The 25,672-nt window shown below is 64.5% G+C and carries 23 protein-coding genes and 1 pseudogene; 18 read left to right on the top strand and 6 right to left on the bottom strand.

Annotation, left to right across the window (positions count from 1 at the left end; translation table 11 throughout):
* The first annotated feature begins 43 nt into the window (after positions 1-43).
* The 8 genes from ACVWW1_RS18170 to ACVWW1_RS18135 all read left to right on the top strand — a co-directional run bounded on the left by ACVWW1_RS18170 (position 44) and on the right by ACVWW1_RS18135 (position 9,377).
* The gene (locus ACVWW1_RS18170; protein WP_456656915.1) at positions 44-1,318 is read left to right on the top strand and encodes a PQQ-dependent sugar dehydrogenase; all 1,275 of its coding nucleotides are present in this window, start codon (positions 44-46) and stop codon (positions 1,316-1,318) included.
* Between the two features lie 72 nt (positions 1,319-1,390).
* Positions 1,391-1,957 (top strand): c-type cytochrome, encoded by a 567-nt coding sequence (locus ACVWW1_RS18165; RefSeq protein ID WP_456656914.1) that lies wholly within the window; start codon positions 1,391-1,393, stop codon positions 1,955-1,957.
* 72 nt (positions 1,958-2,029) lie between these two features.
* On the top strand, positions 2,030-3,421 hold the full coding sequence (locus tag ACVWW1_RS18160; protein ID WP_456656913.1) for an amidase family protein: 1,392 nt from the start codon (positions 2,030-2,032) through the stop codon (positions 3,419-3,421).
* A 1-nt stretch (position 3,422) separates the two neighbouring features.
* Complete coding sequence (locus ACVWW1_RS18155) at positions 3,423-3,899, top strand: glutathione peroxidase (RefSeq protein WP_456656912.1); 477 nt, start codon at positions 3,423-3,425, stop codon at positions 3,897-3,899.
* Positions 3,896-4,156 carry a DUF3297 family protein gene (locus ACVWW1_RS18150; RefSeq protein WP_092116110.1) on the top strand — a complete coding sequence of 87 codons (261 nt, stop codon included), beginning with the start codon at positions 3,896-3,898 and terminating at the stop codon, positions 4,154-4,156. Before ACVWW1_RS18155 ends, ACVWW1_RS18150 begins: the two co-directional genes overlap by 4 nt.
* 141 nt (positions 4,157-4,297) lie before the next feature.
* Entirely contained in the window at positions 4,298-5,467 is a 1,170-nt protein-coding gene (locus tag ACVWW1_RS18145) for a mandelate racemase/muconate lactonizing enzyme family protein (RefSeq protein WP_456656911.1), read from the top strand.
* A gap of 169 nt (positions 5,468-5,636) precedes the next feature.
* A complete protein-coding gene (locus ACVWW1_RS18140; RefSeq protein ID WP_456656910.1) occupies positions 5,637-6,698 on the top strand; it encodes a hypothetical protein in 1,062 nt (353 codons plus the stop codon).
* Between the two features lie 306 nt (positions 6,699-7,004).
* Positions 7,005-9,377, top strand: coding sequence for a TonB-dependent receptor (locus tag ACVWW1_RS18135; RefSeq protein ID WP_456656909.1), 2,373 nt, complete (start codon positions 7,005-7,007; stop codon positions 9,375-9,377).
* Between the two features lie 130 nt (positions 9,378-9,507).
* Here ACVWW1_RS18135 and ACVWW1_RS18130 read toward each other — a convergent pair whose 3' ends face one another.
* Entirely contained in the window at positions 9,508-10,872 is a 1,365-nt protein-coding gene (locus ACVWW1_RS18130; RefSeq protein ID WP_456656908.1) for a malonyl-CoA decarboxylase, read from the bottom strand.
* 159 nt (positions 10,873-11,031) lie between these two features.
* Entirely contained in the window at positions 11,032-11,832 is an 801-nt protein-coding gene (locus ACVWW1_RS18125; RefSeq protein ID WP_456656907.1) for an AraC family transcriptional regulator, read from the bottom strand.
* Positions 11,833-11,921: 89 nt separating this feature from the next.
* Here ACVWW1_RS18125 and ACVWW1_RS18120 point away from each other — a divergent pair, with 89 nt between their 5' ends.
* From ACVWW1_RS18120 to ACVWW1_RS18095, 6 genes and pseudogenes are all read left to right on the top strand, one after another.
* Positions 11,922-13,112, top strand: a complete 1,191-nt coding sequence (locus tag ACVWW1_RS18120) for an MFS transporter (RefSeq protein WP_456656906.1) — start codon at positions 11,922-11,924, stop codon at positions 13,110-13,112.
* A gap of 213 nt (positions 13,113-13,325) precedes the next feature.
* Positions 13,326-14,879, top strand: a complete 1,554-nt coding sequence (locus tag ACVWW1_RS18115) for an SUMF1/EgtB/PvdO family nonheme iron enzyme (protein WP_176529720.1) — start codon at positions 13,326-13,328, stop codon at positions 14,877-14,879.
* A gap of 55 nt (positions 14,880-14,934) precedes the next feature.
* Entirely contained in the window at positions 14,935-15,339 is a 405-nt protein-coding gene (locus ACVWW1_RS18110) for a DUF4399 domain-containing protein (protein WP_456656905.1), read from the top strand.
* Between the two features lie 154 nt (positions 15,340-15,493).
* Positions 15,494-16,241: pseudogene (locus ACVWW1_RS18105) on the top strand (transporter substrate-binding domain-containing protein).
* Between the two features lie 352 nt (positions 16,242-16,593).
* Positions 16,594-17,412 carry a formate/nitrite transporter family protein gene (locus tag ACVWW1_RS18100; RefSeq protein ID WP_456656904.1) on the top strand — a complete coding sequence of 273 codons (819 nt, stop codon included), beginning with the start codon at positions 16,594-16,596 and terminating at the stop codon, positions 17,410-17,412.
* A gap of 60 nt (positions 17,413-17,472) precedes the next feature.
* Positions 17,473-19,209 carry a protein kinase domain-containing protein gene (locus ACVWW1_RS18095; protein WP_456656903.1) on the top strand — a complete coding sequence of 579 codons (1,737 nt, stop codon included), beginning with the start codon at positions 17,473-17,475 and terminating at the stop codon, positions 19,207-19,209.
* 171 nt (positions 19,210-19,380) lie between these two features.
* Here ACVWW1_RS18095 and ACVWW1_RS18090 read toward each other — a convergent pair whose 3' ends face one another.
* A complete protein-coding gene (locus ACVWW1_RS18090; protein ID WP_456656902.1) occupies positions 19,381-20,175 on the bottom strand; it encodes a substrate-binding domain-containing protein in 795 nt (264 codons plus the stop codon).
* A 190-nt stretch (positions 20,176-20,365) separates the two neighbouring features.
* Positions 20,366-21,589, bottom strand: coding sequence for a polyhydroxyalkanoate depolymerase (locus ACVWW1_RS18085; RefSeq protein ID WP_176534909.1), 1,224 nt, complete (start codon positions 21,587-21,589; stop codon positions 20,366-20,368).
* Positions 21,590-21,762: 173 nt separating this feature from the next.
* On the opposite strand from ACVWW1_RS18085, the gene ACVWW1_RS18080 reads away from it, so the two are divergent.
* The 3 genes from ACVWW1_RS18080 (at position 21,763) to ACVWW1_RS18070 (ending at position 23,334) form a co-directional block, all read left to right on the top strand.
* Positions 21,763-22,419, top strand: coding sequence for a glutathione S-transferase (locus tag ACVWW1_RS18080; RefSeq protein ID WP_456656901.1), 657 nt, complete (start codon positions 21,763-21,765; stop codon positions 22,417-22,419).
* Positions 22,420-22,739: 320 nt separating this feature from the next.
* The gene (locus ACVWW1_RS18075) at positions 22,740-23,177 is read left to right on the top strand and encodes a cupin domain-containing protein (protein ID WP_456656900.1); all 438 of its coding nucleotides are present in this window, start codon (positions 22,740-22,742) and stop codon (positions 23,175-23,177) included.
* A 19-nt stretch (positions 23,178-23,196) separates the two neighbouring features.
* Entirely contained in the window at positions 23,197-23,334 is a 138-nt protein-coding gene (locus tag ACVWW1_RS18070) for a hypothetical protein (protein ID WP_456656899.1), read from the top strand.
* An 88-nt stretch (positions 23,335-23,422) separates the two neighbouring features.
* Here the strand turns inward: ACVWW1_RS18070 and ACVWW1_RS18065 are convergent, their stop codons facing one another.
* The gene (locus ACVWW1_RS18065) at positions 23,423-23,647 is read right to left on the bottom strand and encodes a hypothetical protein (RefSeq protein ID WP_029079022.1); all 225 of its coding nucleotides are present in this window, start codon (positions 23,645-23,647) and stop codon (positions 23,423-23,425) included.
* A gap of 195 nt (positions 23,648-23,842) precedes the next feature.
* Here ACVWW1_RS18065 and ACVWW1_RS18060 point away from each other — a divergent pair, with 195 nt between their 5' ends.
* Positions 23,843-24,214: a hypothetical protein gene (locus ACVWW1_RS18060; protein ID WP_456656898.1), complete on the top strand. Its 372-nt coding sequence runs from the start codon at positions 23,843-23,845 to the stop codon at positions 24,212-24,214.
* A gap of 184 nt (positions 24,215-24,398) precedes the next feature.
* Here the strand turns inward: ACVWW1_RS18060 and ACVWW1_RS18055 are convergent, their stop codons facing one another.
* Complete coding sequence (locus tag ACVWW1_RS18055; protein ID WP_456656897.1) at positions 24,399-25,502, bottom strand: mandelate racemase/muconate lactonizing enzyme family protein; 1,104 nt, start codon at positions 25,500-25,502, stop codon at positions 24,399-24,401.
* Positions 25,503-25,672: the final 170 nt, after the last annotated feature.

Raw genomic sequence — 25,672 nt, 5'->3', positions numbered from 1 at the left:
CAATGGCGCAATCAACAACGGCTTCCACCCAGGGGAGATCATCATGAAAAAACACTCGTTCGCACCGCGCAGCCTGCTGCTCGCCGGGGCCATGCTGGGAGCGTTCACGCTCTCCGCCGCGGCGCAACAGCCGGCGGCCGCGCCCGCCGCAGGTGCCGCGCCGGCCGCCCAGCCGCTGCCGCCGGGCTCGCCCATGATCGGGCGTCCGGACAATGAAGCCGCCGCCAAGCTCGCGCCGGTGGCGCCGCCGCCGCTGCCGTCCGCGCCCGACAAGCTGCCGCTCGCCAAGCTCAAGGTGCCGGCCGGCTTCAATGTCGAGGTTTACGCCGCGGGCATGGCCAATGCGCGTTCACTGGCGCTCGGCGACAAGGGCACCGTGTTCGTCGGCAGCCGGCTCGTCGACAAGGTCTATGCGATCGTCAACAAGGACGGCAAACGCTCGGTCAAGGTGATCGCTTCCGGCCTCTACCGTCCGAACGGCGTCGCCTTCAAGGACGGCACGCTCTACATCGCCGAGCTGTCGAAGGTCTCCAAGATCGACAAGATCGAGGACAATCTGGACAGCCCGCCGAAGCCGACCGTCATCTACGACAAGCTGCCGAAGGACGAGGCGCATGGCTGGAAGTTCATCGCCATCGGCCCCGACAACAAGCTCTATGTCCCGGTCGGCCAGCCCGGCAACAACGTGCTGCATGACGCCGATCATGGTCAGATCCGCCGCATGAATCTCGACGGCTCCGGCGCCGAGGTCTACGCGCTCGGCGTGCGCAACTCGGTCGGCTTCGACTGGAATCCCGAGACCAAGCAGATGTACTTCACCGACAACGGCCGCGACTGGTTGTCGGAGACGGTGCCGGAAGACGAGCTCAACCGCGTCACCAAGGCGGGCGAGGATTTCGGCGCACCTTACTGCTACCAGGGCAACATCATCGACCAGGAGCTCGGCTGGGGCAAGAACTGCAAGGACTACACGCCGCCGGTCGGCCTGATGGGTCCGCACACCGCCTCGCTCGGCATGCGCTTCTACACCGGAAGCCAGTTCCCGAAGACCTACAAGAACGCGATCTTCGTCGCGCGCCACGGCTCCTGGAACAAGTCGCAGAAGCAGGGCGGTGACGTCGTCGTCGTCAAGCTGAACAAGGACGGCACCGTGAAGTCGATCGAGCCGTTCCTGACCGGCTTCCTCGAGGACAACAAGTATGTCGGCCGCCCGGTCGACGTGATGCTGCTGAAGGATGGCTCGCTGCTCGTCTCCGACGACTGGAACGGCGCGGTCTATCGCATCAGCTACGGCAAGCCGAAGGTCGCGAACCAGTAAGCTGAAACCAGAGATCGGGGGCAGCGTCTGCTGCCCCCGATTTTCTTTTGAACTGCACGTAAGGATGGACCGATGCGTAAGCTCGCAATCGCCGCGGCGCTCGCCGCTCTCAGCTTCTCCGCAAATGCCGAGACCATCCAGGAGCGCGCGGCGGCGTGCTTCGCCTGCCATGGCGAGCGCGGCACGTCGGAAACCGAGAACACGCCCTCGCTCGGCGGCCAGCAGGCGCCCTATGCGCTGATCCAGCTCTTCATGTTCCGCGAGAAGCTCAGGGTATTCGACCCGATGAACGAGATGGCGAAGGCGATGACCGACGACGATTTGCGCAGCTTCTCGGACTTCATCGCCACCTTGCCGAAGCCTGCGCCGCCCGCGGATGCCGGCGATCCGGCGCGGATGGCGCGTGGCCAGGCGCTGGCGCAGCAGAACCGCTGCAACAGCTGCCACAACACCGATTTTTCGGGCAAGGACAACGTCCCCCGCATCGCCAACCAGCGCGAGGACTACCTCGCCAAGACGCTGGCCGAATACAAGGACAACAGCCGCCACGGCTACGACGCCACCATGGCGGACGTGATGCAGACGGTCACCAAGGAGCAGATCGGCGACCTTGCCTATTACCTCGCGCATGTCCGCTGAAACATCAGGCGGCCGGCCGCTGGCCTTGCTCTTCGTGTGGGGCTAAAACGCCTGCGTCATACGGAGTGTCTCATGCAGGATATTTGGCGTCTGTCGGCGGCCGAGCTCGCCTCCCTCATCAAATCCAAGAAGGTGTCAGCGAAGGAGGCGGCCGAGGCCGGTCTCGCCCGGCTCGATGCGGTTAACCCGAAGATCAATGCGGTGGTCGATCACCGGCCGGACGACGTGCTGGCGCAGGCCGCGAAAATCGATGCGGCAATTGCGCGCGGCGAGGCAGTCGGGCCGCTCGCCGGCGTGCCTGTCACCATCAAGGTCAATGTCGACCAGGAGGGCTACGCCACCACCAACGGGTTGAAGGCGCAGCGCGACTTAATCGCCAAGGTCGACAATCCGGTGGTCGTCAATCTGCGCAAGGCCGGCGCGGTGCTGCTCGGCCGCACCAATTGTCCGGCGGTCTCCTATCGCTGGTTCACCACCAATCTCATTCACGGCGACACCAAGAACCCGCGCGATCCCGGCATCACGCCGGGCGGCTCGTCGGGCGGCGCGGGCTCCGCGGTCGCGGCCGGCATCGGCCACATTGCGCATGGCACCGATATCGCGGGCTCGGTCCGCTATCCGGCCTATGCCTGCGGCGTGCACGGCCTGCGGCCGAGCATGGGCCGCATCCCCGCCTTCAACGCGGCCTTACCGGAGCGTCCGATCGGCCCACAGATCAGCGCGGTGTCGGGTCCGCTGGCGCGCACCGTCAACGATCTGCGCATCTCGCTCGCGGCGATGTCGGCGCCGGACTATCGCGATCCCTGGTACGCGCCGGTGCCGCTCGAGGGACCGCCGCGCGAGAAGCGCGTTGCGATGTGCCTCAATCCCGATGGCCTCAACCCGGTACCGGAAGTGGTCGCCGCGGTGGCCGATGCCGGCAAGCGATTGCGAGAGGCCGGCTGGATCGTCGAGGAGATCGCCGACACGCCGTCCCTGCGCGAGGCGGCCGAGATCCAGACCCGGCTCTGGCTCGGCGACGGTTACGAGGCCCAGCTCGCGTTCGCGGAACGCGAGGGCGATCCCGGCGCGCTGGCCTGCCTGCGCGGCGTCCGCGCCAGGGTGCATCCGTTCGACCTGTCGCAGGCGCTGACTCGCCGCGCAACCTTGACGCGCGAATGGTTTGCGTTCCTTGATAAATATCCGGTGCTGCTGATGCCGGTCTCCGGCGAGCTGCCGTTCCCCGATCATCTCGACCGCAAGGACGAGGCCTCGTTCGCGCGGGTGTGGCACGCGCAGCTGCCGCAGATCGCGATCCCCTTCATGGGGCTTCCCGGGCTGGTCGTCTCCACCGGCCTCGTCGGGCGGATTCCAGTCGGCGTGCAACTGGTGGCCGGCCGCTACCGCGAGGACCTCTGTCTTGCCGCGGGCGAGGCGGTGGAAGCCGGCGGCACGCCGTCGTCGCCGATCGATCCGGTGGTTTGAAATGGCGACCGTCTACGATTTCACCGCCAAATCGCTCACCGGCGACGAGGTGCCGCTGCAGCGGTTCGAGGGGCAGGTGCTGCTGATCGTGAACACGGCGAGCGCCTGCGGGTTCACGCCGCAGTACAAGGGCCTGCAGGAGCTGCACGCTGGTCTCGCGGCGCGCGGCTTTGCCGTGCTGGGTTTTCCCTGCAACCAGTTCGGCGCGCAGGAGCCGGGCGATGCGAAACAGATCGCCGCGTTCTGCGAGACCAACTACGCCGTGACGTTTCCGATGTTCGCCAAGATCGACGTCAATGGCTCAGGTGCGCATCCATTGTACGAGCATCTGAAACGTGAGAAGTCGGGCCTGCTCGGGCCGGCGATCAAATGGAACTTCACCAAGTTCCTGGTCGATCGCGCCGGCAAGGTCGTGGCGCGGCATGCGCCGACCGCCCGGCCCGAAGGATTGAAGAAGGAAATCGAGGCGCTGCTATGAGCGACGACACCAACGACCAATTTCCCGACCGCCTCTCGGTCGATCCGAACAGCCCGTACTACAACGCGGAGATTCTCTCGCGCGATGTCGGCATCCGGTTCAAGGGGGCCGAGAAGACCAATGTCGAGGAGTACTGCATCAGCGAAGGCTGGGTGCGGGTCACCGCGGGCAACGCCAAGGACCGCTACGGCAATCCGCTGACCATCAAGGTGCACGGGCCGGTCGAGCCGTATTTCCGGGACAAGGCGAAGTCCTGAGGCGCTTCCTACACCGTCATTGCGAGCGAAGCGAAGCAATCCATTCCTCCGCTTGTTGAGAACTGGATTGCTTCGTCGCTTCGCTCCTCGCAATGGCGATGAGGAGAGAAGCGGGCACTCAACACAGAGAGCGACAGCACCATGTCCGTCCGCATCGTCGACGTCCGCGAGGTGACAAAACCGATCTCCTCGCCGATCCGCAACGCCTATATCGACTTCACCAAGATGACCACGAGCCTGGTCGCCGTGGTCACCGATGTGGTGCGCGACGGCAAGCGGGTGGTCGGCTACGGCTTCAATTCCAACGGCCGTTACGGGCAGGGCGGTCTGATCCGCGAGCGCTTTGCGCCGCGTCTGCTCGAGGCCGATCCGAAATCGTTGCTCGATGCCGCCGGTGACAATCTTGATCCGGACAAGGTCTGGTCGACGCTGATGTCGAACGAGAAGCCGGGCGGCCATGGCGAGCGTTCGGTCGCGGTCGGCACCATCGACATGGCGGTGTGGGACGTGGTGGCGAAGATCGCGGGCAAGCCGCTGTTCCGGCTGCTTGCCGAGCGCCACGGGCTATCAGCCAATCCGCGCGTGTTTGTCTATGCCGCCGGCGGCTACTACTATCCGGGCAAGGACCTCGGCGCGTTGCGCAAGGAGATGCGCGGCTATCTCGACCGCGGCTACAACGTCGTGAAGATGAAGATCGGCGGCGCGCCGCTCGCCGAGGATCGTGAGCGCATCGAGGCGGTGCTGAAGGAGATCGGCCGCGACGCACAGCTCGCGGTCGACGCCAATGGCCGCTTCGATCTGGAGACCGCGATCGCCTACGCCAAGATGCTGCGGGAGTATCCGCTGTTCTGGTACGAGGAGGCCGGCGATCCGCTCGATTATGCGTTGCAGGCCGCGCTGGCGGAGTTCTATCCGGGCGCGATGGCGACCGGCGAAAACCTGTTCAGCCACCAGGATGCGCGCAACCTGATCCGCTACGGCGGCATGCGGCCGGACCGCGACTGGCTGCAATTCGACTGCGCGCTGTCCTACGGGCTCTGCGAGTACCAGCGCACGCTCGAGGTGCTGAAGACCCATGGCTGGTCGCCGAGCCGCTGCATCCCGCATGGCGGCCACCAGATGTCGCTCAACATTGCGGCCGGCCTCGGCCTCGGCGGCAATGAAAGCTATCCCGACCTGTTCCAGCCCTATGGCGGGTTCCCGGACGGCGTGCGCGTCGAGGGTGGCCACATCGTCATGCCCGACCTTCCCGGCATCGGCTTCGAGGGCAAATCGGACCTCTACAAGGAGATGAAGGCGTTGGCGGAGTAGCCAGCGCCCGTCCGGCCCCGCCCGATCGGCTTGGGTCTGCCGCAGAATAATTTGAGCGTCGCTCAATAAAATATTGAACGTTGCTCATGTTCCGATATACTCATGCGGGAGAGGCGTCTTCCGCGGATCCCCCCGCAGGGGCGCCGGAACCGGCCATGAGGATAGTCGCATGCCATATTCAGCGAAAAATCTCCGGGACGCCGCCGATGCCGGGGTGATCAGCGCGGCTGATCTGGACCGGCTGCTTGCCTTCCTGGCGAGCCATGACGGGCAGGGCGCGGCGGGCGACGCAAGCCCGGCGGCCAGGTTCGATGCCGCCCATGTGCTCTGGTATGCCGGCGCGCTGATCGTGATCGGCGCCATGGGCCTGTTCTCGACCCTGGCGTTCACGCAGATGGGCGGCCGGGCGCTGACGGTGTGTGCGATCGCCTACGCCACTGCATTCGCGGTGGCCGGTCACCACCTCTGGTACGGCAGGGATCTGCGGGTTCCCGGCGGCTTGCTGATCGCGATCGCGGTCTCGATGGCGCCGCTTGCGGTCTACGGCATCCAGGACGAGCTCGGCTGGTGGGGCAAGTTCGGCAAGCCCGGAACCGTGCAGGATTTCTACATTTGGGTGAAGGGCAGCTGGATCTTCATGGAGATCGCGACCGTTGCCGCCGGCATCGTCGCGCTGCGCTACTTCCGCTTCGCCTTCATCGTCGCGATCATCGCGTTCGCACTGTGGTTCATGTCGATGGATCTGGCGCCGTGGTTCAGCGGCACGAATTATGCCGACTTCGAGACACGGCGCCGGGTGTCGGTGTGGTTCGGATTGGCCGTCCTCGCGGTGGCCTGGATCGTCGACTATCGCAGCCGCAACGGTGACTTTGCGTTCTGGCTGCACCTGTTCGGCCTGATGGCGTTCTGGGGCGGCATTACTGCATCCGAAGGATCAACCGAACTCTCGAAAGCGGTCTATTGCCTGCTCAACGTCGGTCTCGTCGCGGTGGCGGTGATCCTGATGCGGCGCGCCTATGCGGTGTTCGGCGCGTTCGGCATCTGCATCTATCTCGGACATCTCGCCGACGTCGTTTTCAAGGACTCGCTGTGGTTTCCGTTCTCGCTGTCGCTGATCGGAATTGCGGTGATCGCCGCAGGCCTGCTCTACCATCGCAACGAGCCTGCGATCGCCGCCTGGCTCGAGGCGCATCTGCCGGCGGGGCTGCGTCCGCGGTCTGCCACCGCGTGACGCCGGCGCGCATCGAAAGGCTGCTTTAGAACCGGTACAATCTGGAATCCCTACAAGAAGCGCGGCGCGTGAGCGCCGCTCTTCGTTTCCCGGCGCAAATCCGGAAGCCGACAGAAGCCATTTGCATCCTTGACTTTTCCAACGCTGCGCTCGCTCCGAGCAGCGCCTGCGCGCTTTCGTCGCGATTTTATTCCGTCGTCACGCAAAAATTTTCCGAGGTCCGTCGTCTGGACGCGCAGCACCTCACGTCTCTAGAGGACGGCGCATCGCCTTCGCGCAAGGCGACAGTTGCTTGGGGACGACGTCATGACATCAGGATCACAAACCAACCGTCGCGCTGTTTTGCTTGCGGAGTTATCGCTGCTCACGGTGAGTTATCTCGCACTGAGCGTTCCGCCCGCGGCGTCTGCCGCACAGGCGGAGCCGACGCTCTCGCAAGCCGGCGCCTCGACGCTGCCGCCAGTGACCATCACCCCGCCGGCCGCGCAACGCCGCCGCAGCGCGCCATCGACATCGCGGAGCACGGCCGCCGCGCGAGGCCGCCGCACCCAGACGGCGCGGCGGATCGAACCTGCGGCCGCGGCAAAACCGTTCGCGGAATCGCAGGATGCCCGCACCGGCACGTCAGGCTATTTCGTCAACAGCACATCGGTTGCAACCAGGACCAACACCGCCATCGTCAACATCCCGCAATCGCTCAACGTCGTCACGCGGGAGCAGATCCGCGACCAGAACTACCAGGGAGTCACCGATGTCACCCGCTACGTTCCGGGCGTCGCCGTGCATCAGGGCGAGGGCAATCGCGATGAGCTCGTGATCCGCGGCGTCGATTCCAGCGCCAACTTCTTCGTCAACGGCTTCCGCGACGACGTGCAGTATTTCCGCGACATGTACAACGCTCAGAGCATCGAGGTGCTGAAGGGGCCGAGCGCGCTGACCTTCGGCCGCGGCGCCGGCGGCGGCCTGCTCAACCGCACGCTCAAGGAGGCCGACGGCAATCGCGTCTACGAGGCGACGGCGCAGACCGGCTCGTGGGGCGATCGCCGCGTCACCCTCGATGGCGGACAGGCGATCAACGAGAACGTCGCAGCAAGGCTCAACGTGTTCTACGAGGGCGCCGACGCCTTCCGCGATTTCAATCATCTCGAGCGCTACGGCATCAATCCGACCGTGACGCTGAAGCCCGACGACAACACCAGGATCAAGCTGAGCTACGAGTATTTCCACGACGAGCGCACTGCCGACCGCGGCAATCCCTCGCAGGGGCTGCTGGGCGGCGCGACCCGCTTCAACCCGACCACGCCGTTCGCGCCGAACGGCGATTTCTCGACCTTCTTCGGCAGCCCGAGCCTGAACACCGCGCAGGCGACGGTGCAGACCGGCATGGCTATCATCGAGCACGATTTCGAGAACGGGCTGACGGTGCGCAACGGCACCATCGCCGCCGACTACCAGAAGTTCTACCAGAACGTCTACCCGACCGGCGGTGCGCTCGCGGGCGCGGTCAATCCGGCGGACACCGTGGTCAATCTCGGCGCCTATCAGCACACGACCAACCGCGACAATGTCTTCAACCAGACCGATTTCACCTACAAGACCTGGACCGGTCCGCTGTTCCACACCGTGGGCTTCGGCACCGAATTTGGCCGGCAGAACGGCGTCGACATCCGCAACACCGGCGTGTTCCCGAACGGCATCAACACCATCGTGCAGAACCCGTTCGCGCCGACCTATTTCGGAGCGGTGACGTTCATCCACCATTTCACCGGCACCAATACCGACGGCGTCACCACGCCGGACTCGAACAGCCGCTATGCGCTGAACATCCAGTCCGGCTATGTCAGGGACACCATCGAGATTTCCCGTGCGGTGCAGATCATCGCGGGCGCGCGGTTCGATCGCTTCGACATGTCGGCGACCGACATGAACACCAACACCAATCGCGGCCGGGTCGACAATCTGGTGTCGCCGCAGGCTGCCTTGATCATCAAGCCGATCGATTCGATGTCGGTCTATACCGCCTACAGCATCTCCTATCTGCCGGCCTCGGGCGATCAGTTCAGCTCGCTGACCGACGGCACGCTGATCCTGCAGCCGCAACGCTTCGAGAATGTCGAGCTCGGCATGAAGTGGAACATCAATCCGAAGCTGCTGTTCTCGACCGCGGTCTACAATCTGAACCGCACCAACCAGCCGATCCCCGACGGCAACAATCCCGGCTTCTTCTTCCCCTCCGGCAGCACATTGACCCGCGGCGTCGAGGCGAGCCTGACCGGCCATGTCACCGAGCAATGGCAGTCGTCGCTGGCCTATGCCTATACTGATGCGAAGATCACCGGCGCCACTTCGGCGACCGTCGTGCCCGGCAACCGCGTCCAGCTCGTGCCGTACAATCAGTTTGCCTGGTGGAACAAATATCAGCTCACGCCGATGTGGGCGGCTGCGCTCGGCGTGATCTATTTCGGCGATTCCTTTGCCTCGTCCGACGACACGGTGCGGCTGCCCGGCTTCGTCCGTTTCGATGCGGCGGTCTATGCCAAGATCGACGAGACCTGGAGCGCCCAGCTCAATGTCGAGAACATTTTCGACAAGGGCTATTGGGCGTCCGCCGACGGCAACAACAACATCTCGCCGGGACAGGGCCGCACGGTGCGGCTGACGGCGCGGGCGAGGTTTTAGGGGCGGAGGTGTCGACCGCGGTGCTGTCATTGCGAGCGAAGCGAAGCAATCCATCTTTCAGCACAAGCGGAAGGATGGATTGCTTCGTCGCTCACGCTCCTCGCAATGACGCGGAGAGAGGGGCGGCCTGTTACCCCAGCCGCATGTCGAGCAGCCGCCGGCCTTCGCCCTTCAAGAGCTTCTTCACCGCGCTCGAGGCGATCACGTCGCCATTGTTGGCGTAGGCCTCGTGGTTCTTCTCGATGTCGTCGAGGCGGTAGAGGTAGTTGACCATGACGCCGGCGGATTCGCGCAGGCCCTTGGGCGAGAGGTCACCGAGCCAGTTGATCCGCTCCAGCCGTGCGCCATTGCCGAGATGGAAGCGCGCGACCGAATCGATCAGTCGTCCCTTCGGCGTGCGTGCCTTCAGGAAGTAGTAGGCGGCGAGCGGCTCCAGCACGGTCCGCAGCTGCGTGGCGAGTTCGGCGTTCTCGAACCAGCCGGGCTTGCCGAGGCTTTCCAGGAGCTGACGGTCCTCATCTGACAGCGGCACGTCATCGGCCTGTTTCACCCACTGCATGAAGCCCGGAACCGGCGACAGCGTCACGAAATTGTCGAGCTTCGGCAATTCGCGGCGCAGCTCCTCGACCACCTGCTTGATCAGGAAGCTGCCGAACGAGATGCCGCCGAGCCCGCGCTGGGTGTTGGAGATCGAATAGAACACCGCGGTGCGGGCCCGCTCGACCGGCACCGGCTCGCGCTCTTCCGCGAGCAGCGGCGCGATCGCGCCCGGAATGGCTTCGGTCAGCGCGACCTCGACGAAGATCAGCGGCTCGTCGGCCAGCGCCGGGTGGAAGAAGGCGTAGCAGCGGCGATCCACCGGATCGATGCGGCGGCGCAGATCGTCCCAGTCGCGAATCTCGTGCACGGCCTCATAGCGGATGATCTTCTCCAGAATATTGGCCGGCGACGACCAGTCTATCCTGCGCAGCACGAGAAATCCCCTGTTGAACCAGGACGAGAGCAGATGCACCACGTCGCGATCGAGCGCGGCGAGGTCCTTGTTGCCCTTCATCAATGAAAGCAGATCCGATCGGATCGACACCAGCTCGCTGGTGCCGCCCGGCGCGCGGTTGAGCCGGCGAATCAATTCCTGGCGGCGCGGCTCGGAGGCGAAATGCAGGTCGCTGGCGTCGCCGCCATTGGCCTTGTCATCCGCCTTGGCGCGCCAGCTCTCGATCGCCTGCGCCAGCCTGGCATGATCGGGGCCGAAATCGCGCGCCAGCGTCTGGAAGAACGACAGGCGGCCAGCGGCATCGAGGTGGTGGTAGCGGTCGAGCACTTCGCGCGCCATTGCGGTGCCGGAGGCCTCGCCGCGGCCGGACAGCAGCGCCTCGCACAATTCCAGAAGCTCGGAGGCATCCTGCCTGTCGTTGGCCGGGCTGGCGCGGCCGAGCAGGACGCGGCCGCGTTCGGAAATCGTCGAGAGCAGGTCAGAGAAGAAGGCGTTGGCCATGTGCGGGGTCGTATCCAGCGGGTCGTATCCAGTGAAGCCGGACCTTACACGGGATTTAAGGTCGGCAGGAATGCAATCAAGCGCATGGATCGTACGGAAATATGTCGCAGCGCGACAACGGTATAATTCTTCATCACTGCGCCCGATGACAAACCCCGCTCACGTCCGTTCCGCGAACGCGGTCGGTGTCTTGCCGGTGACCTGGCGGAACGCATGGGAAAATGCCGGCACGCTGGCATAGCCGAGGTCGGAGGCGACCTGCTTGACCGAAACATTCGCGTTGGTCGACAGGCGTTCGATCGCGGCCGCGATGCGGGCGCGCTGGCACCAGCTCTTGAAGGACAGCTGCGTCTCCGCCGAGAACAGTCGCGACAGCGTCCGCGCCGACGTGCCGACCGTGCGCGCCAGCGCATCGATCTCGTGGTCCTTGGTCGGATCGGCCAGCACGATGTCGGCGGCGCGGCGGCAGCGCGGCTCCTGCGGCAGCGGGATGAAGGTCGCGGAATCCTCGGCCTGGTGCAGTTCCAGCATCACGAGCCTGATGAGGAGGTCGGTGCGCTGGCGTCCGCATGAGGCGTCGAACAGCGCAAGGATCGCCTGGTGCACCAGCGGCGACACCCGCACCACGAATTCATGGTCGAGGCTGTCGCTGCGCGCTTCGCGCGCGAGCCAGGCCCGGTCGAAATACAGCGTGCGCATCTCGATATCGGCGAGCACGTCGATCGCGTGGGGAAGCAGAGCAGGGACCCACACCGCGCGGTCCGGCGGCACCAGCCAGCGGCCCTTCGGCGTCGTCACCTGCATAGTGCCGCTCGCGGCATAGACCAGTTGCGCCTCGCGGTGCATGTGCGGGTCGAGGCGGACGCCCTTTTGGTAGCTGCGCGCGACCATGTGCACCCCGTCGCCGGTGACGCGCCGGTCCTTGTGGAGGGCTCTTATTGGCGGCTCAGCGATAGTCATTGGCGACATCCCGTCAGGACAAGGACCTATAACCTATTTTCAAGCAATTGAAGAATCGCGTGAGAGACTTGCCAGTGAAAGACCTGCCCATGAGCAGCCCAACCAACAGTCCAAGCCGAGTGATCAGCTTCGTCAACGCCGGCCATTTCATCGACCACTATGCGATGCTGATTTTCGCGGCCGCCGTCATCATCATGGGCCCGGCGCTCGGCATGGCCTATTCGGAACTGCTGCCCTATGCGACGCCGGGCTTCATCGCTTTCGGCGCGGGCTCGCTGATCACGGGCTGGCTCGGCGATCGCTGGAGCCGCCGCCACATGATGGTGATCTTCTTCGTCGGCATCGGCCTGTCGATGATCTCGGTCGGCTTCGTGCAGACGCCGCTGCAACTCGGCGCAGCACTGCTGGCGATCGGCATCTTCGCCTCGATCTACCATCCGGTCGGCACCGCGATGATCGTGTCCTATGCCGAGAAGCTCGGCGCCCAGATGGGCATCAACGGCGTCTGGGGCAATCTCGGCGTCGCTTCCTCGGCGCTGGTCACCGGCGTGATCGGCCAGTATCTCGGCTGGCGCTGGGCCTTCATCGTGCCCGGTACGGTCACCGTGCTGGCCGGCATCGCCTTTGCGATGACGGTGGTGCATGAGGACCGCAAGGGCTCCAGGCAGGCCGCAGCCCAGGTGCGGGTCGCCAAGGAAGACATGTGGCGGGTGGTGCTGTCGCTGCTGATCGTGGTGATCGCGATCTCGACCACCTTCAACGCGGTGACGGTGGCGCTGCCGAAGCTGTTCGCCGAACGGCTCGCCGATCTGACCAGGAGCCCGGCGCTGCTCGGCGTGATAGCGGCCGGGGTCTATGTGTTCGGCGCGATGACGCAGTACACGATCGGCAAGCTGCTCGACCGGCATTCGCTGAAGACGGTGGCGCTGCCGCTGTCGTTCATGCTGGCGCCGTTCCTCTATCTGGCGGCGAGCCTGTCCAACTTTCCGCTGATCGTGGTCTCGATCGGCATCGTGATGGGCGCGTTCGGCCAGGTCACGGTGAACGATGCCATGGTCGGCAAGTACACGACCGAGGAATGGCGCTCGCGCGCCTATGCGGTGCGCTATTTCGTCGGCTTCACCGCCGCAGGCGCTTCCGTCGGCCTGGTGGCCTGGCTGTACGACCAGGGCGGCTTCTCGATGATGCTGCGTGCCTTCGCGGCGCTGTGCCTGCTGGCGATTGCGGCCGCGATCATCCTGCCGCGCGAGATCCGGACGCCCGCCGCGCAGGCGGGTTGACGTCCTGGCGGTTTGCCGCACCCATTTCAAGCTGAAACAAGCCCACAGCGCCCGTCCGCCCCAAGCGGATGGCGCTTTTTTCGCGCACCGCACAATTGTATCCGTAAACTTTGTCCGGAGCCGGCGGTGTGATACGCTCCACACAGGCCTTCGGGGCCAAGGCGCCGGTTGCGCCGATCACTGCCATTTGTGGTTTGTGGAGCAGCCGAGGCCATGGGCGAAATTCGCGACTTCAGATCCGGCAAGCCGGGCAAGCCACCGCCCGGCGACGCGATGCCGCGACGCCTTGCCGCGATCGTTGCGGGCGATATCGCCGGCTACAGCCGGCTGATGCAGCTCGATGAAGAGGGCACCCACAACCGCGTCAAGCGGCTCGAGCGCGATCTGGTCGAGCCCACCATTGCCGAGCACCACGGCAAGCTGGTCAAGACCACCGGCGACGGTTTTATCGCGATGTTCGACAGCCCGGTCGAGGCCGTCCGTTGCAGCATCGTGATTCAGCAGAACATGATCGGCCGCAATGCGGCGATCGCGAGAGATCACTGGATCGAGTACCGGATCGGCGTCAACCTCGGCGACGTCATCATCGAGCCCGACGATATCTATGGCGACGGCGTCAACGTGGCCTCGCGTCTGGAAGGGATCGCGGCGCCGGGCGATGTCTTCATCTCGGGCGGCATCTACGAGCAGATCAAGCACAAGATGGTCTGCGGATACGAATCGCTCGGGGACCGCAAGGTCAAGAACATCACCGATCCGGTCCGGGTTTATCGCGTGCTGCCGGACGCCGCCGCATACCAAAGAACGCGCAGGCGTCGTGAGTCCATCCTGCTCACGCTGCTCGGATTGGCCATCGCAATCATCGCCGCGGGTGCGCTCTGGTACATGCTCGCGCAACCGCGCGGCAGGTTGACCGACGTGGCGCGGGCGCCTTCCGCGCCGACGGCATCGCCTGCAGCTCAGCAGCCGGCAACAACCGCCGCTCCCGCTCAGACTCCAGGCCAGGCTTCAAGTCCGATCCCAGGTGCCGCGCCGGCACAGCAAGCGACACCGCAAGCCGCACCCTCGACAAGTCCAGCCGTGGTGTCGGTGCCGGAGCCCGAAATGATTGCGCTCCAGGGCGGCAGCTTCTCGATGGGGAGCAATGACGATCCCTCGGAACGCCCGATCCGCAGGGTGACGGTCAAGTCGTTCGCGATGGGCAAATATCCGGTCACCGTGCGGGAATGGAATGCTTGCGCGGCGGCCAAGGCCTGTAACTTCACGGCCGGCGGCAAGGACGACGTGCCGGTCACCAATGTGAGCTGGAGCGACGCGAAACAGTATGTGACGTGGCTCGCCGAGCGCACCGGGAAGGCCTACCGGCTGCCGAGCGAAGCCGAATGGGAATATGCGGCGCGCGGCGGAACGCAATCGAGATACTGGTGGGGCGACCAGATTCAATCGGGCAACGCCGGTTGCAAGGATTGCGGCGGCGACGGTGCCGCCGAACAGCCGGTCAAGGTCGGCAGCCTCAAGCCGAATCCGTTCGGTCTTTACGACATGGGCGGCAGTGTCGATCAGTGGGTCGAGGATTGCTGGCACAGGAACTACCAGGGCGCCCCGGCCGACGGTGCGGTGTGGCCCGGCGGCGACTGCGCCTCCCACGTCATTCGTTCGGGCTCCTGGAAGAATGATGCGCGCTATGTCCGTCCGGCCAATCGCGACAATTACGACACCAATGTTCGCTACCCAACCCACGGTTTCCGGGTCGCGCTGTCTCCCTGAGAGATCGTCTGTAATCGCCAGGTTTGGAGGGGTTATGAAAAGTGCAGGCCTGATCATGCTCGCTGCGGCACTGACATTGCTCGCCAGTCCGGCCACCGCGCAAAATAAACCGGCGGGGAAAGACACCAAGCTGTATTTCATCTGGCCGCACGACGGAGCTAAGGTCAGAAGCCCGTTCTGGTGCCGCTTTGGGCTGCGCAACATGGGCGTCACCCATGCCGGCGACGAATATCCGAACAGTGGCCATCACCATCTTCTGATCGATGTGGATGACCCGTTGAATCCGAATGAGCCGATCCCGTCGGACAAGTCTCACCAGCACTTCGGTGCGGGCCAGACCGAGACGCAGCTCGATCTGGCGCCCGGCAAGCACACCTTGCAGCTGGTGCTGGGCGACGCCAAGCACTATCCATTCAACCCGCCGGTCGTCTCCGAAAAAATCACCATCCGGGTCAAATAGGCCGATACGGATAGCTCCCTTGCGCGACCGCCGCTTGCGCAAAGCGGCCTCCTGCGGTTTGTTGCGCGCCGCCGGGCGCTAGACCCGGTGTGGAGGGCGTCCGATGTTGTCGCGACTGCTGCGTCTGGCTGGCCTCGTTCTGGGAGTGATTGTCATGGCCATATCCGCCAATGCCGACGCCTTGAAGGATCAGATCGCGCCGACCGGAAAGCTCCGGATCGCGATCGCGATCAGTCCGGCGGGCGGTGCGTTCTGGTCGACCCGGACCGAGAACGGCTATGCCGGCGTTCCCGTCGATCTCGGCAGGGAGATGGCGGCGCAGCTCGGTGTTCCCGTCGACTATGTCGTGCACCAGAATTCCGGCCAGATCACCGACGCGGCGTCGAGCAACAGCTGGGATATCACCTTCCTGCCCAAGGATCCCGAGCGCGAGACCAAGATGACGTTCGGGCCGATCTACGAAGTTGCCGACGCCACCTACATCGTCAAGCCGGGCTCCGCGATCGCGAATTTCGCCGCGCTCGACCAGGACGGCGTCAAGGTCGCTGCCGTCAACGCCACCACCACGATGCGCGGCGCGATCGCACACCTCAAGCACGCCAAGGTCACGGGCTATCAGACCTATGACGAGATCTTCAATCTGCTGAAGAGCGGCGAGATCGACGCGTTCGCGTTGTCGCGCGATCAGCTCAATGCGATGGCCAAAAAAGATTCCGGGTAGCCGCGTGCTGGACGAGACCTTCAAGCAGACCGTCACTGCGGTTGCGGTGCCGCTCAACCATCCGTTGGCTGCGGCGTTCGCCACCAGGTTCATGACCGATGCGATCGCCAACGGCACGCTGCGCAAGGCCTATGACAATAACGGGCTGAAGGGCTCCCCGGTCCGTACCGAAGTGAAGTAGACCGGCGCATCCGGCGTGGGTGACATCTGGGCATGCTGCACAATTCCGCGCCATCGCGCTACGCGGTTCCAGCGTCGCCTCTCTAACTCATTGTATCAACAAGGATTTAATGCCGCCCGCGAGCGTTTCCGGTTGGCATGTCCATTGCTTTTGGTTGCATTAGTCAATGACGACTGCCGTCCTCCGGATTGCCGAAGCCAATGCAGGCCGAGGTGAGGGATCAAGGCGCCCCGCCCGGGCGCCGCGAGCAATCGTTACACCCCCAACTCCCCGACGGACGAGCATTGCAACCAACCCGCGTCGCTTCCGGCAGGCAACCGGCGCGGCCGAATTGCGCAAGGGGAATTTACGAATGGCCTATCTCGCACCGTCCGAATTCGTCGCCAAGATGGTGGACGCCGGCGAATCCAAGATCTTCATGTCGACGCGCGACACCGTGATCCGCGCCTACATGGCCGGTGCGATCCTCGCGCTGGCGGCCTGGTTTGCCGTGACGATCAACGTCAACACGGGCCAGCCGCTCATCGGCGCATTGCTGTTTCCGGTCGGCTTCGTGATGCTCTATCTGCTGGGCTTCGACCTGCTGACGGGCGTGTTCGTCCTGTCACCGCTCGCGCTGCTCGACAAGCGCCCCGGCGTCACGCTCGGCGGCGTGCTGCGCAACTGGGGCCTCGTCTTCGTCGGCAATTTTGCCGGCGCGCTCACGGTGGCGTTCATGATGGCGTTCGTGACGACCTTCGGCTTCACGCAGGAGCCCGACAAGGTCGGCATGACCATCGGAAACGTCGGCGAGGCGCGAACACTGGGCTACGCGGCGCATGGCGCGGCGGGCATGGCCACCCTGTTCATCCGCGGCATGCTCTGCAACTGGATGGTCTCGACCGGCGTCGTCGGCGCCATGATCTCGACGACGGTGCCCGGCAAGGTGATCGCGATGTGGATGCCGATCCTGGTGTTCTTCTACATGGTGTTCGAGCATTCGGTCGTGAACATGTTCCTGTTCCCGTCGGGACTGATGCTCCATGCCAAGTTCTCGATCATGGACTACCTGATCTGGAACGAAATCCCGACCGTGCTGGGCAATCTCGCCGGCGGTCTCGCCTTCACCGGGCTCACGCTCTACACGACGCATGTGAAGACGGCGCCGAAGCGCCAGCGCCTCGCGGCTTGATCCTGGCCGGCTCATGGGGCTCTCCTGTCACGGAGGGCCCCATTCGCATTGGGACGGTCGATGCCGCGCGCGCTGACAATATCGGTCGGGCAATTCTCTGATCAGGGCCGCAAGGACACCAATCAGGATTTCCACGGCGTGCTGATCCCCGATGAGCCGCTGCTCGGCCTGAAGGGCATCGCCGTGGTGCTTGCCGACGGTATCTCCTCGAGCAGCGTCAGCCGCGTCGCCGCCGAGTCGGCGGTCAAAAGCTTCCTGACTGATTATTACTGCACCTCGGAATCCTGGTCGGTGAAGACCTCGGCACAGCGGGTGCTGGAGGCCACCAATTCCTGGCTGCACGCGCAGACCAGGCGCAGCCAGAACCCCTACGACAAGGACAAGGGTTACGTCTGCACGCTGAGCGCGCTGGTCATCCGCTCGACCACGGCGCATCTGTTCCATGTCGGCGACAGCCGGATCTACCGCGTCGCGGGCAACAGCCTCGAGCAACTGACCAACGACCACCGCGTCGTGCTGTCGTCGCAGCAGAGCTATCTCGGCCGCGCGCTCGGCGTGAACCCGCAGCTGGAGATCGACTACCAGAATCTGCGGCTGGAGCGGGGCGACACCTTCCTGCTGGTGACCGACGGCATCTACGAGCACGTCCCCGCGCGGCAGCTGGCGCGGATGATCCTCGACGGCGCTGCCGATCTCGATGCCGCCGCGAAATCGATCGTCGAGCTGGCCTATGAGAACGGCAGCCCGGACAATCTCACCGCGCAGATCATCCGGATCGACGAATTGCCCGACGGCGACGCCAGCGAGGTGTTCGGCCAGCCCACCGAGCTGCCGCTGCCGCCGCTGCTCGATGCAAGGATGCTGTTCGACGGCTACCGCATCGTCCGCGAGCTGCATGGATCGCACCGCAGCCACATCTATCTCGCGGTCGACGAGGAGAGCGGCACCACCGTCACGATCAAGATCCCCTCGATCGACCTGCGCGACGATGGCGCCTATCTGAAGCGCTTCATGATGGAGGAATGGGTCGCCCGGCGGATCGACAGCCCGCATGTGCTGAAGCCGTTTCTGCCGCAGCGCAAGCGCAACTTCCTCTATGTCGCGATGGAGTATATCGACGGCCAGACCCTGACGCAGTGGATGATCGACAATCCTGCTCCCGCGCTGGAAACAGTGCGCGACATCACCGAGCAGATTGCAAAAGGGCTGCGCGCGTTCCACCGCAAGGAGATGCTGCACCAGGACGTCAGGCCCGACAACATCATGATCGACAGGACCGGAACGGTGAAGATCATCGATTTCGGTTCGACGCGGATCTCGGGCGTTGCCGATGCGGCGCCGGCTGATGTCGAGGACATTCTGGGCACCCAGCAATACACCGCGCCGGAGTATTTCCTGGGCGAGGGCGGCACCGCGCGCTCCGACCTGTTCTCGCTCGGCGTCGTGACCTATCAGATGCTGACGGGCCGCTTGCCCTACGGCGCGCAGATCGCGCGCGCCCGCACCCGATCCGACTTCAACCGGCTGGTCTACCGTCCGGCTGCGCATGGCGGCCCCGACATCCCGGCCTGGGTCGACGGCACGCTGGAGCGCGCGGTGCACGCCAATCCGCTGAAACGCTACGACACCTTCTCGGAGTTCCTGTTCGACCTGCGCAATCCCAACGCAAGATATCTGACGACGTCATCGACCCCGCTGATCGAGCGCAACCCGGTGCTGTTCTGGAAGTCGACCACGCTGCTGCTGGCGCTCGTCGTGGTGGTGCTGCTCGCCTACGGCGCGCATCATTGGCGGTAGCGGCGCCAAATCCGCCAACCTATCCCCGTCATCCTGAGGAGCGCGCAGCGCGTCTCGAAGGATGGACGGCCCCCGCTGGTGGCCGATTCATCCTTCGAGGCTCGCTCCGCTCGCGCCTCAGGATGACGGGGAGAGAGCGGGGATGACGGGGATAGACCCGGCGATGTCTCGCTAATGCGTCGCGCCGGCGGCAATCGGATCGAGCCCGCTCTTGACCAGCGCGTCGCGCGCATCCGGCGAGGCGAGGAAGCTGATCAGCGCCTTGCCGGCATCGGGCTCCTTTGAGACGGTCGCGATGCCGGCGGAGAACACCGTGATCTTCTGCAACGGCTCCGGCAGGGGACCGACGATGTCGATGCCGGCAACAGGCTTCAGCTCCGAGATCTGCTGCAAGCCGATCTCGGCCTCGCCCCTGGCCACGATCTCGCCGACCGGGGTTGCCGGGATCATCCGCGCCTTGTCCTTCATCTGATCGGCGATGCCGAGTTTGCCGAACATCTCGGTCGAGACATAGACGCCGCTGGCGCTGTCGGAATAGGCGACCGATTTCGCCGCCAGCAGCGCCTGCCTGACGCTTTCGGCCGAGCCGATGTCCGGCTGTGGCGCGCCTGATTTCACCGCGATGCCGATCGGCGACTTCACGAGGTCGACGCGGCTGTCGGCCACTACCTTGCCCTGCTTGATCAGGTCACCCAGCGCATAGCCGACCATGATCAGCACGTCGGCCGGCTCACCGCGCGCCAGCCGCACCGGAATGGCGTTGGTCGTGGTGCCCATCGACGGCCCGAAGGCGGTCACCACCTTGTGCCCGGTCTTGCGCTCGAATTCCGGCACCAGCGCCTTGTAGGCCGCCGTCAGGCCGCCCGAGATCATGACATGGACTTCGGCGGCGGATGCGGCTGACGTGAGGGCGAGGGCGCCGATGACGGCGAGCGTGAGGACGCGGAAGGCGGTGGCGGCGCGCATGGAGTTCCTCCCTGGACGATTCTTGGGAAACAGGTCGTCGTAGGCGGGGAGATTACTGCGCGAGGGAATGCGTGACTAGGGTTGCGTCGCCGTCATTGCGAGCGAAGCGAAGCACTCCATTGCTCCACATATGCGGACCGATGGATTGCTTCGTCGCTTCGCTCCTCGCAATGACGAGGGAGGAGCACCCTCACGAATTCACATGCACGAAATCGCGCAGCAGCGGGTAGATCTCGTTGTTCCAGCGCTTGCCGGAGAACACGCCGTAGTGGCCAACGCCGGCCTGCATGTGGTGCACCTTGCGATAGGTGCGGACGCCGGTGCAGAGGTCCTGGGCGGCGAGCGTCTGGCCGATCGAGCAGATGTCGTCCTTCTCGCCCTCCACCGTCATCAGACCCATGCGCCGGATCGCCGCCGGGTTCACCGGGCGGCCGCGATGCATCAGCATGCCCTGCGGCAACAGATGCTCCTGAAACACATCGCGCACCGTCTCGATGTAGAATTCCGCCGGCAGATCCATCACGGCGAAGTACTCGTCGTAGAAGGTCTTGATCACTTCGGCCTTGGCGGTCTCGCCTTTGGCGAGATGGTCAGCGAGGTCGATGTGCTGCTTGATGTGACGTTCCAGGTTCATCGAGACGAACGCCGTCAGCTGCACGAAGCCGGGATAGACCTGACGCAGCGCGCCCTTGCACTGCATCGGCACGTAGTTGATCAGATTGTCCTCGAACCATTTGATCGGCTTGCTCTTGGCGAATTCGTTCACCTTGGTCGGCAGGATCCTTGTGTCGATCGGTCCGGCCATCAGGGTCAGCGATGCCGGCCGCGCCGGATGATTATCTTCGGACATGACCGCGGCAGCCGCCAGCGCCGACACCGAGGGCTGGCAGATCGCCACCATATGCGCGCGCGGCCCGAGCTGGCCGAGGAAGTCGATCAGATGATCGGTGTAGTCCTCGAGCCCGAAGCGGCCCTCCTTGCGCGGGATGTCGCGCGGATTGTGCCAATCGGTGATGTAGACGTCGTGGTCCTGCAGCAGCGTCTTCACGGTGCCGCGCAGCAGCGTGGCAAAATGGCCGGACATCGGCGCCACCAGCAAGAGCCGCGGCTGCTCCGGGCCGTCCACCTTCCTGAAATGCAGCAGCGAGCCGAACGGCGTCGCGTAGGCGACCTCCTCAGTCACCTGGTATTCCCGGTTGCCGGCGGACACGCTGCCGATGGCGTAGTCGGGACGGGCGTAGGTCAGGGTGGAGCGCGAAATCAGCTCAAGCGCCGCCGCGAGCCGGCCGTACACCCGGTCGGCGGCGCCCTGCGGCACCAGATTGAGGTATTTCAGCGCCGCTGCAGCCCCGGTCCGCCATGGCGCCGTGAGGTCCATATGGTTCTGATAGGCTTGGTACATCATTGACATCATACGCATCCGCCCCTGGCCCGGCTGGATATGCAATATCGACGCCAGAGCGGGGGCGGGCTGCCCGGCAAATTGGCACGTGGCTTGCTGCAAAAATGAACGGCTTCGGGGCGCGGCGGTTGGACCGGCGCGCGGTCACCGGGGGCTCAGGACGCGTTCAGGCGTGAGGATCCGATATGGCGAAAGCGACACTCACCATCAGCAGCAAGAATTATTCGTCCTGGTCGCTGCGCGGCTGGCTGCTGGTGAAATTCGCCGGGCTGGAATTCGAGGAGGTGGTCACCGCGCCCGATGACGCCTCGGCGCGGGCCGAACTGCTGCTGCTGTCGTCGTCGATCCTGGTGCCCTGCCTGCGCCACGAGGGCGCGACCGTCTGGGATACGCTGGCGATCGGCGAGTATCTCAACGAGGTCACGCCGCATGCCGGGCTGCTCCCGGAGGACCGGATCCAGCGCGCGCATTGTCGCTCGATCTCGGGCGAAATCCATTCCGGCTTCACCACGCTGCGGTCCTCGCTGCCCGTCAATCTCAAGGGGCATTTTCCCGGCTTCAAGATCTGGTCGCGGGCGCAGGCCGATATCGACCGTGTCTGCACCATCTGGCGCGACTGTCTCGGCAGGTCCGGCGGACCGTTCCTGTTCGGCGAACGCCGCACCATGGCGGACGCGATGTATGCGCCGGTCGTGACCCGCTTCATGACCTATGACGTCAAGCTCGAACCGGCCCTTGCGGTGTATGCCAGCACCATCATGACCATGCCCGAGATGCAGGAATGGATCGAGGCCGCGAAGGCGGAGCCGGCCGATGTCGAGGAGCTCGAGGTCGAATATTAGGCAGCGCGCGCCCGGCCTGCCCGCGCCGGCGGCTCAAGCTCCAGGCAAGCCTTGCTCAATGGACGTGCCTTCGGCGTCCGGCACCGGCTGCGTGCGGCGGGCGCGCCCGGCAGCCGCCGAACGCAAATATGTGCCTCGCGCCAAATGCTTCGGCGGCGATATCAGCGCATGGCAGGACCGATCGCCGCAGCACAACCGGGCTGGCAAGGATTTCGCATAGCAACAAGCAAGCTGTGACCGCGACGATGCGACGCTGCCGAAAATTTGGACGCTGAGCCCGCGCCGCGATCTCGCGAACACGAGAACCGTGGAGGCTTGAAATGAACCAGCACGCCATCGTCAGCAAATTCTCCCACGTCAAACCCGGCGACACCGAGTTCAAGGGCGGAGGTCTGCGCGACTTCTTCCTGTATCGGGATCTCGGCATCGCCGATGCCACCGGCGGGCAGGTGATCTGCCATCTGGTCAAGGCCAATCCCGAGCTGCCGCCGGAAGAGGGCACCGGCTGGCACAAGCATCTGTGCGATTTTCAGATCGTCATCATGACCAAGGGCTGGGCGCGCTTCATGTATGAAGACAAGGAGACGCTGGTCGAGGCCGGCGACGTGATCCATCAGCGGCCCGGCAGCATCACCCACTATCTGTTCGACTACTCGAAGGACATGGAATACCTCGAGATCGTCAGCCCCGCCGATTTCAAGACCGTGGATGTGCCGCCTGCGACCGAGACCGTGCCGCCGGTGACGCCGTGGAAATGACCGCGAGGAGGGAGTGCAAATGTCGTCTGCGGAGGAATTAACCTTTGTCGTCGGCCGCTGGCTGCGGCCGATCGTCATGCTTCTGTATGTGGTGCGCTGCCTCGGACTGATGACCACATCTAGCCGTGAACAACGGAGTACGTTGCTCAATCAGTGATTCGGACGCGGTTCGTTCCATCCGCGTTCCAAATCTTAAAACGCCTCGCGTGCGCGTCGCGTTTTGAAACAGCGCGCCAATGCGGCCCTCAGGCCATGCCGGCCTGCTTCACGCGCGGCATGCGCCAGGCGATGACATTGACCTCCAGCGCGCCGCCGGTTGTGTCATTGCGCCACTGGCCGTCGATGAAGCGGCAGGCGAACGGCAGCTGATACGTTCCGCTGTGATCCTCACAAAGCACTTCCACGCGTTGTTCCGGCGAAGGTTCACCATTGCCGTCGAATTGCGCCAGCCGTTTTTCGCGCGTAGCCATACGATCTGTCTCCACTGCCCAAGGTCGAGCCAAAAGGGGTCGAACCAAACAAGTTCCGAAGGCCCCCGTCCCCACGAGTAGTCCCCGTAATGGGTCAAGCACACCGCTCGAATGCGGTTTCAGTGTGGTATGTGTGCTTGGCTTTCAGCGTCGCGAGCACAAAACTGTGAATGACGCATGTGATTGGGGATGTCGATGATCGCGCGTTTCGTTGCTGCCTTGCTCGTGCCGTTTGCACTCGGCGTCGTCGGAACCGCGCATGCGCAGGACGTTCCCGGTATCGAGATCTGCACCGTCGAGAAGACGATGGAGCGGCGCACCAGCTGCCTGCAGAGCAATGTCGATTTCCTGCAGAAGACGATCGGCAAGCTCACATCGGATCATCAGCAGAAGCTCGACGCCGCCAACCGCCAGATCGAAAGCCTGAAGAGCACAATCGCGGGCTTGCAGAAGCTCGTCACCGATTTGCAGGCGACGCAGGTCAAGCTGACCGAGGATATGAAGAAGAAAGCCGACGTGCCGCCGGCGAAGGATGCGACGCCGGCCGCGAAGGACGGGACGAAGTAGCGCGAAGTCCGTCGGCAGTCTCGCTTCGCCTCCCCCGCTTGCGGGGGAGGCCGTATCACATCGTCAGATGCGATACGGGTGGGGGCTCTCTCCACGATGTGACTCGCGGAGAGAGCCCCCACCCCAGCCCTCCCCCGCAAGCGGGAGAGGGGGCGCATCGTTGTCGTGGCTCGCAGCGTGCGGCTCACGCTATCCGATACGTCTCCATCACGTCGCGATCCGGTTCGTAGCCAAGCCCGGGGCCCTGCGGCACGGCGACATGGCCACGGGCGTCGACGTCGATGCGGTCGCCCCACAGGCAAGCGGGGCGCTTCATGAAGAACACTTCGATCAGGCCTTCGTCGCGGATCGCCATCAGATGCAGCGTGGCGAGAAAGCCCGGCCCGAAATAGGGCGAATGAGGAATCACCTGGACGCCGAACTCATCGGCAAGCACCGCCACGCGCAGGAATTCGGTGACGCCGCCGACCTTGATCACCGATGGCTGGGCGTGACTGACCGCGCCCGCGGTCATCATCTGGCGGAATTGATGCACCGTGCAGGCGTTCTCGCCGGCGGCGATATCGAGCCGGCCTTCTCTCCGCACCTCCGCGAGCGTTGCAAAATCCTCCGGCGGCCAGATCGGCTCCTCCAGGAACATCGGCGCGGCCTGCTTGCAGTCGCGGGCGAACTGGATCGCCGCCGGTCCATCCAGCGGGCAATTCATGTCGACCATCAGCGGCACGCCGGGGCCGATCGCTTCGCGCGCCGCGGCAACGGCCGGCACGGTGGTCTCGTGCAGCTTGATCGCGGCGTAACCGAGCTTGATCGCCTTCTTGCATTCGGCGGCGATGTGCGTCGGATTGCCGATCCGCATCAGGCTGGCATAGGCCGGAATCGTGCTGCGCTTGGCGCCGCCGATCAATTGATGCAGCGGCACGCCCTTCACCTTGCCGGCGAGGTCCCACAGCGCGATGTCGAGCGCCGAGATCGCAAACATCGTGATGCCGTAGCGGCCGAACAGATGCAGATTGCGCTGGATCTGCTCCATCGCGGCGGGGATGCTGGCCGCATCGGGCACCTCGAGGCCGCGGGCCTGCGGCGCGATCATCTCGGCCACCGCCGCGCAACTCGTCTTCGGGCAGACATAGGCGAAGGCATCGCCCCAGCCGGTCAGGCCTGCATCGGTCGAAACCTCGACCAGCACCATGTCGAGCGCCGAGATCGCGGAGGCGCCCTGGCGGAAGCTCGCGGGGCCTGCGTCATAGGGAATGCGAATATGGTGGGCGCGGACGTCGGTGATCTTCATTGTTGTTGTCCTTCCGATCGCAGGATGTAGCTGGAGCTCGTGACGGCCGGACACGGCAGTCTGGACGGCGTCGCTGCTCGCCTGGGTTCCAGCCATCGCAGGTCTTGGTTGTAAAGCCTTGCTTGTGGCGAGTCTTGCTCGTGAATCGTGTCGAAGACGTGGATGCCCGG

The sequence above is a fragment of the Bradyrhizobium sp. JR3.5 genome, from assembly GCF_054057015.1.
This window is presented reverse-complemented; position numbering and strand designations above follow the sequence as displayed.

Coding starts and splice junctions, on each gene's coding strand:
- ACVWW1_RS18170 (WP_456656915.1), top strand. CDS start 44: ATGAAAAAACACTCGTTCGCACCGCGCAGCCTGCTGCTCGCCGGGGCC.
- ACVWW1_RS18165 (WP_456656914.1), top strand. CDS start 1,391: ATGCGTAAGCTCGCAATCGCCGCGGCGCTCGCCGCTCTCAGCTTCTCC.
- ACVWW1_RS18160 (WP_456656913.1), top strand. CDS start 2,030: ATGCAGGATATTTGGCGTCTGTCGGCGGCCGAGCTCGCCTCCCTCATC.
- ACVWW1_RS18155 (WP_456656912.1), top strand. CDS start 3,423: ATGGCGACCGTCTACGATTTCACCGCCAAATCGCTCACCGGCGACGAG.
- ACVWW1_RS18150 (WP_092116110.1), top strand. CDS start 3,896: ATGAGCGACGACACCAACGACCAATTTCCCGACCGCCTCTCGGTCGAT.
- ACVWW1_RS18145 (WP_456656911.1), top strand. CDS start 4,298: ATGTCCGTCCGCATCGTCGACGTCCGCGAGGTGACAAAACCGATCTCC.
- ACVWW1_RS18140 (WP_456656910.1), top strand. CDS start 5,637: ATGCCATATTCAGCGAAAAATCTCCGGGACGCCGCCGATGCCGGGGTG.
- ACVWW1_RS18135 (WP_456656909.1), top strand. CDS start 7,005: ATGACATCAGGATCACAAACCAACCGTCGCGCTGTTTTGCTTGCGGAG.
- ACVWW1_RS18130 (WP_456656908.1), bottom strand. CDS start 10,872: ATGGCCAACGCCTTCTTCTCTGACCTGCTCTCGACGATTTCCGAACGC.
- ACVWW1_RS18125 (WP_456656907.1), bottom strand. CDS start 11,832: ATGACTATCGCTGAGCCGCCAATAAGAGCCCTCCACAAGGACCGGCGC.
- ACVWW1_RS18120 (WP_456656906.1), top strand. CDS start 11,922: ATGAGCAGCCCAACCAACAGTCCAAGCCGAGTGATCAGCTTCGTCAAC.
- ACVWW1_RS18115 (WP_176529720.1), top strand. CDS start 13,326: ATGGGCGAAATTCGCGACTTCAGATCCGGCAAGCCGGGCAAGCCACCG.
- ACVWW1_RS18110 (WP_456656905.1), top strand. CDS start 14,935: ATGCTCGCTGCGGCACTGACATTGCTCGCCAGTCCGGCCACCGCGCAA.
- ACVWW1_RS18100 (WP_456656904.1), top strand. CDS start 16,594: ATGGCCTATCTCGCACCGTCCGAATTCGTCGCCAAGATGGTGGACGCC.
- ACVWW1_RS18095 (WP_456656903.1), top strand. CDS start 17,473: ATGCCGCGCGCGCTGACAATATCGGTCGGGCAATTCTCTGATCAGGGC.
- ACVWW1_RS18090 (WP_456656902.1), bottom strand. CDS start 20,175: ATGCGCGCCGCCACCGCCTTCCGCGTCCTCACGCTCGCCGTCATCGGC.
- ACVWW1_RS18085 (WP_176534909.1), bottom strand. CDS start 21,589: ATGATGTCAATGATGTACCAAGCCTATCAGAACCATATGGACCTCACG.
- ACVWW1_RS18080 (WP_456656901.1), top strand. CDS start 21,763: ATGGCGAAAGCGACACTCACCATCAGCAGCAAGAATTATTCGTCCTGG.
- ACVWW1_RS18075 (WP_456656900.1), top strand. CDS start 22,740: ATGAACCAGCACGCCATCGTCAGCAAATTCTCCCACGTCAAACCCGGC.
- ACVWW1_RS18070 (WP_456656899.1), top strand. CDS start 23,197: ATGTCGTCTGCGGAGGAATTAACCTTTGTCGTCGGCCGCTGGCTGCGG.
- ACVWW1_RS18065 (WP_029079022.1), bottom strand. CDS start 23,647: ATGGCTACGCGCGAAAAACGGCTGGCGCAATTCGACGGCAATGGTGAA.
- ACVWW1_RS18060 (WP_456656898.1), top strand. CDS start 23,843: ATGATCGCGCGTTTCGTTGCTGCCTTGCTCGTGCCGTTTGCACTCGGC.
- ACVWW1_RS18055 (WP_456656897.1), bottom strand. CDS start 25,502: ATGAAGATCACCGACGTCCGCGCCCACCATATTCGCATTCCCTATGAC.